General features: G+C 46.5%; 1 protein-coding gene. It reads left to right on the plus strand.

The window, feature by feature from the left end:
• On the plus strand, positions 1–4,145 hold a 4,145-nt coding region (gene rpoC, locus I3259_RS19990), incomplete at its 5' end, for a DNA-directed RNA polymerase subunit beta' (protein ID WP_238031417.1).
• Positions 4,146–4,235: the final 90 nt, after the last annotated feature.

Genomic DNA, 4,235 nt, shown 5'->3' on the forward strand with positions numbered 1-4,235 from the left:
CTTCACCTGACATGATCCGTTCATGGTCTTTTGGTGAAGTTAAAAAGCCAGAAACAATCAACTATCGTACCTTCAAGCCTGAGCGTGACGGTCTTTTCTGTGCACGTATCTTTGGCCCAGTAAAAGACTACGAGTGTCTTTGTGGCAAGTACAAGCGCCTGAAGCACCGTGGTGTGATCTGTGAAAAATGTGGTGTTGAAGTTACTCAGACTAAAGTACGCCGTGAGCGTATGGGTCACATTGAGCTTGCTTCACCTGTTGCCCACATCTGGTTCTTAAAGTCACTGCCATCTCGTATCGGTTTGTTAATGGACATGCCTCTACGTGATATCGAGCGTGTACTTTACTTTGAATCATACGTAGTTATTGAACCTGGTATGACCAACCTTGAGCGTAGCCAGCTGCTTTCTGAAGAGCAGTACTTGGATGCACTTGAAGAGTGGGGCGACGAGTTCGACGCTAAGATGGGCGCAGAAGCGGTTAAAGCACTTTTAGGCAACATGGACCTAAATGCTGAAATCGAAAATATGCGTGAAGAGTTAGAAGAAACTAACTCTGAAACTAAGCGTAAGAAGCTAACTAAGCGTCTTAAGCTAGTTGAAGCTTTCCTACAGTCAGGTAACAACCCAGAGTGGATGATCCTGTCCGTACTGCCAGTTCTACCGCCGGATCTTCGTCCGTTGGTACCACTAGACGGCGGCCGTTTCGCGACTTCAGATCTGAACGATCTATACCGTCGTGTTATTAACCGTAACAACCGTCTAAAGCGTCTTTTAGACCTGGCTGCTCCTGATATCATCGTACGTAACGAAAAGCGTATGCTTCAGGAATCTGTTGATGCATTGCTAGATAACGGTCGTCGTGGCCGCGCTATCACTGGCTCTAACAAGCGTCCTCTGAAATCTCTTGCTGATATGATCAAGGGTAAACAAGGTCGTTTCCGTCAGAACCTTCTTGGTAAGCGTGTAGACTACTCAGGTCGTTCTGTTATCACAGTAGGTCCATACCTACGTCTGCATCAGTGTGGTCTTCCTAAGAAGATGGCACTAGAGCTATTTAAGCCATTCATCTACGGTAAGTTAGAGACTCGTGGTCTTGCTACGACAATCAAAGCTGCTAAGAAGATGGTTGAGCGCGAAGAAGCAGTAGTTTGGGATATCCTAGACGAAGTAATTCGTGAGCACCCAGTAATGCTTAACCGTGCACCAACACTGCACCGTCTAGGTATTCAGGCGTTTGAACCAATCCTAATCGAAGGTAAAGCGATTCAGCTTCACCCACTTGTGTGTGCGGCATACAACGCCGACTTCGATGGTGACCAGATGGCGGTTCACTTGCCGTTGACACTTGAAGCACAGCTAGAAGCACGTGCGCTTATGATGTCAACAAACAACATTCTTTCACCAGCATCTGGTGATCCGATCATCGTACCTTCTCAGGACGTTGTATTGGGTCTTTACTACATGACGCGTGAGAAAATCAACGCGAAAGGTGAAGGCATGTACCTTGCTGGACCAGCTGAAGCTGAGAAAGCATACCGTACTAAGATGGCAGAGCTTCATGCTCGCGTTAAAGTACGTATTACAGAATTTGTGAAAGACGAGCAGGGTAACTTTGTTGAGAATACTCAACTTGTTGATACTACTGTTGGTCGTGCAATGCTATGGCCTATCGTACCGAAAGGTCTACCATTTAGCCTTGTAAACACTGAAGCACTAGGTAAGAAGCAGATTTCTAAGCTTCTTAACACTTGTTACCGTAAGCTGGGCATGAAAGATACCGTTATCTTTGCTGACCAAATTATGTACACAGGTTTTGCTTACGCTGCACTTTCTGGTGTATCTGTTGGTATCGACGATATGGTTGTACCTGCGGCTAAGTACACTAAGATCGCAGAAGCTGAAGCAGAAGTTGCTGAAATTCAAGAACAGTTCCAGTCAGGTCTTGTGACTGCTGGTGAACGTTACAACAAAGTTATCGATATCTGGGCTACAGCGAACGAACAAGTTGCTAAAGCGATGATGGATAACCTGTCTTTCGACACTGTTATTAACCGTGATGGCGTTGAAGAACAGCAAAAATCGTTCAACAGTGTATACATGATGGCCGACTCTGGTGCGCGTGGTTCTGCTGCACAGATTCGTCAGTTGGCGGGTATGCGTGGTCTGATGGCTAAGCCGGATGGCTCAATCATCGAAACGCCGATCACTGCGAACTTCCGTGAAGGTCTAAACGTACTACAGTACTTTATTTCTACGCACGGTGCTCGTAAGGGTCTTGCGGATACCGCACTTAAGACAGCAAACTCAGGTTACCTAACGCGTCGTCTAGTAGACGTAGCGCAAGACGTAGTGATCACAGCAGATGACTGTGGTACTTACGCTGGTATCACCATGATGCCTCTAATCGAGGGTGGTGATGTTAAAGAACAACTTGGTGATCGAGTTCTTGGTCGTGTTGTTGCTGAAGACGTTCTAAAACCGGGTACAGAAGAAGTTCTAGCACCACGTAATACGCTTCTTGATGAGAAGTGGTGTGAGATCCTAGAAGCGAACTCTGTAGACCAAGTTAAAGTACGTTCAGTTGTAACGTGTGAGAACGACTTCGGTTGTTGTAAGTTCTGTTACGGTCGTGACCTTGCTCGCGGTCACTTGGTTAACTCTGGTGAGGCAGTGGGTGTTGTTGCTGCTCAGTCAATCGGTGAACCAGGTACACAGCTTACAATGCGTACGTTCCACATCGGTGGTGCGGCATCAGCAGCGGCAGCAGACAATAGCGTTGTAGTGAAAACTACAGGTTCTATGAAGCTGCACAATGCGAAGTTCGTAACGAACAATGCTGGCAAGCTTGTAATTACTTCTCGTGCATCTGAACTAAGCATCATTGATGAGTTCGGTCGTACGAAAGAGAACTACAAACTGTCTTACGGTACTATCTTAAGCAAAGGTGACGGTGCAGAAGTTGTTGCTGGTGAAACAGTAGCAAACTGGGAAGCGCACACCATGCCAATCATCACTGAAGTGGCAGGTCGCATCCAGTTCGTTGACATGATCGACGGCGTGACAGTTTCTCGTCAAACAGATGATCTAACAGGTCTATCTTCAAGCGAAGTTACTGATGCTGCAGCTCGTCCAGCGGCAGGTAAAGATATGCGTCCAGCTATCAAACTTGTTGATGCTGATGGTAATGATGTAATGATCCCTGGTACTGAAATGCCAGCTCAATACTTCTTACCAGGTAAGGCGATTGTTCAGCTTGACGACGGCGCTATGGTTGGTATCGGTGATACGCTTGCACGTATTCCGCAAAAATCTGGCGGTAACAAGGATATCACGGGTGGTCTACCACGCGTTGCTGACTTGTTCGAAGCTCGTAAGCCAAAAGAACCAGCTATCTTGGCTGAAATTACCGGTACAGTATCATTCGGTAAAGAAACTAAAGGTAAGCGTCGCTTGATCATCACACCAAGTGAAGGTCAGCCGTACGAAGAGATGATCCTAAAGCATCGCCAACTTAACGTTTTCGAAGGTGAAAAAGTTGAGAAGGGTGACGTAATTGCTGATGGTCCAGAAACTCCGCACGATATTCTACGTCTACGTGGTGTACACGCAGTTGCAGAATACATCGTTAACGAAGTTCAGGAAGTTTACCGTCTGCAGGGCGTTAAGATTAATGATAAGCACATTGAGACTATCATTCGTCAGATGCTACGTAAGGTAACTATCACTGTTGCTGGTGATTCTGAGTTCCTAGAAGGCGAGCAAGTTGAATTCTCTCGCGTAACGATTGCTAACCGTCAGCTTGAAGCTGAAGGTAAGACACCTGCAAGTTACTCTCGTGACTTACTAGGTATCACTAAAGCATCGCTTGCGACTGAGTCATTCATCTCAGCAGCATCGTTCCAGGAAACAACGCGCGTACTAACAGAAGCAGCAGTTTCTGGTAAGCGTGATGACTTACGTGGTCTGAAAGAGAACGTAATCGTGGGTCGTCTGATCCCAGCGGGTACAGGTTTCTCTTACCACCAACGTCGTCAACAACAGCGTGACGTTGAGCTTGAGCCTGTAGCACCACAAGTGGATGCAGAGCAAGCTTCTCAAGATCTAGCAGCGTTACTAAACGCAGGTCTTAACGACGAGAATTAATTCTCAGCGTGATTGATTTAAAAGGCATCCTTCGGGGCTGTCTCTTATACACAAATCCCTAAGCTGCAGCTTGGGGATTTTTTTGAACTA

Source organism: Photobacterium sp. Ph5, assembly GCF_022129445.1.
Lineage (GTDB): Bacteria > Pseudomonadota > Gammaproteobacteria > Enterobacterales > Vibrionaceae > Photobacterium.